This is a genomic window from Dyella jejuensis (assembly GCF_044904675.1).
GTDB lineage: Bacteria > Pseudomonadota > Gammaproteobacteria > Xanthomonadales > Rhodanobacteraceae > Dyella_B > Dyella_B jejuensis.
On record NZ_JADIKJ010000046.1, the window covers coordinates 1 to 2,511 of the forward strand.

Annotated in this window: 1 protein-coding gene; it reads left to right on the plus strand. The window is 67.0% G+C overall.

The annotated features are described in order from the left end of the window. On the plus strand, nucleotides 1-2,511 hold a 2,511-nt coding region (locus ISP15_RS18180; protein WP_404549396.1), incomplete at both ends, for a hemagglutinin repeat-containing protein.

The window sequence follows — 2,511 nt, forward strand, 5'->3', positions numbered from 1 at the left end:
GCGGGCACGCTCACCGCGCAAGCGGGCAACGATCTTATCCTCGATCACGCCACGCTCAGCGCGGGTCAAAACCTGGGCCTGGCCGCCGGCCACGATCTCACCGCCACCGCCAGCACCCTCACCGCCGGTGGCGATGCGCAGCTGCTCGCCGGCCATGACCTCACCCTCAACGCCGACCGGCACACCGTCGACCAGGGCGCGAGTGACCACCTGGCGGTACAGACGATCCACGATGTCACCACCGTCCATACCGGCGGCAGCGCCGTGCTCGCGGCCGGCCATGACCTCACCAGCCAGGGCGCGGTCCTGCAGGCCGGCCAAACCCTGGCAGGGAGCGCCGGTCACGATGTCATGCTCGACGCCGTCACCGACACCCAGGTCACCCAAGGCTACGGCCGCGACGGCCACACCGACATCACCACCCTCGACACCGATCAGGCGCTGCGCGGCACCCTATGGAGCGGCACGAACGGGGTGGCGATCAGCGCCGGCCACGACCTCACCGCCCTCGCCGGCACGATCGCGTCAAGCCAGGGCAACGTGGCCCTGGCCGCCGGCCACGACGTCAGCCTGATCGCCGGCCAGGAAACGCACACCCAGCAACACGACACCCACAGCCGCACCGGCAACCTGCTCAACCACAGCCAACGCAGCACGCACGATGTGATCGGCGACACCGATGCCGTCGGCACGCAGATCAGCGGCCACACCGTGAGCGTGGCGGCCGGCCACGACCTCACCGCCCAAGCGGCCTACCTCAACGCCAACAACACGTTGACCCTGGCCGCCGGCCACGACGTCACCCTCGCCGACGCGCACGACCTGCACAGCGAAGAGCACGACACCGCAGCCAGCCGCTTCAGCTTCTTCAGCACCAGTTCCAAGCGCTTCGGCTCGGTCGATCCGGAAGGGCGCAGCAATCAAAGCAGCACGCAAATCAACCAAAGCACCAGCGTCGGCAGCGTGCTCAGCGGCGACAGCGTCACGGTTGCCGCCGGCCACGATCTCAGCGCCACCCACGCGCAGGTGGTGGGCACGAACGACGTCGCCCTCGCCGCCGGCAACCACCTCACCCTCGATGCCGGCCAGAACACCGACGACGTCAGCCAGGCCCAGAGCACCCGCCACACCGGCCTGATGAACAACGGCGGCCTGAGCGTCCTGATCGGCAACCGCAGCACGAAGGACGGTTACAGCGAACACGACGTCAGCTACACCGGCAGCATCGTGGGCAGCCTGAACGGCAGCGTCACGCTCAGCGCCGGCAATGACGTACACATCACCGGCAGCGACGTGCTCAGCCAGACCGGCACCGCCATCGTGGGCAACAACGTCACCATCGATGCGGCCGTAGGCACCAGCGATATCCATCAAAGCCACAAGGTGAGCCAGGGCGGGATCAACGTGGGCATCGGCGGCGCGGCGGCCGACGCCGTGAACGGCGCCCTCTACAGCGTGCAACGCGGCAGCCAGGTGCAAGACGGCCGCCTGTCCGCGCTCTATGCCGCGCAAGCGGGCTACCAAGCCAGCGATGCCGTGGGCATGGCCCAAAAGGGCGGACTGCAAGAAGCCACCCAAACAAACAACCCCAGCGGCATCAACCTGCAAGTGGGCCTTGGCGGCAGCAGCGCAGGCAACACCACGACCACCCACGATGACATCGCCTACGGCAGTCACATCACCAGCCAGGGCAATGTCACCCTCGCGGCCACCGGCGGCGACCTGAACCTCATCGGTAGCCAGGTGTCCGGCCAAGACGTCGCACTCGCTGCGGCCAACCACCTCAACCTGCAAAGCCAGGCGGAAAACCACAGCCTGCAGAACACCGACCACAACGTCAGTGGCGGCGTGGGCCTGCAAATCGGCAGCGACGGCATCGGCATCTATGCCCAGGCATCCGGCGGCGAAGGCAAGGCGCATGGCAACGGCATCACGCACGCCGACACCACCGTCAACGCCAACGGCACCCTTACCCTGATCAGCGGCAACGACACCACCCTCAAGGGTGCGCAGCTCATCGGCCATCAGGTGATCGGCGCCATCGGCCACAACCTGTTGATCCAAAGCGAACAGGACACCGACGACTACGCCAGCCAGCAGTGGCAGGCCGGCGGCAAGGTGGTGATCGGCTACGGTTCCGGTGGCAGCTTGAGCTATAACCAGAGCAAGGTGGACAGCCACTACCAGAGCGTCAACGAGGTCAGCGGCATCCAGGCGGGCGATGGCGGCTTCCAGCTTGCCGTGGGCGGCAACACACATCTGGTCGGCGGCGTGATCGCCAGCACGGCCGACCCCGGCAACAACCTGCTCGATACCGGCAGCCTTACTTACGAGAACATCCACAACGAAGCGAACTACAGCGCCAGCAGCGTGGGAATCAGCGGCGGCTACGGTGCAGGGGGCAGTACGGTCGGCAATGCCCTCAGCGGCATCGGCACCGCGCTCTCGCTGACGACGCCGCAGCATGGGAAGAGCAGCAGCGATACGAATGCTGGCATCGCACAAGGCACG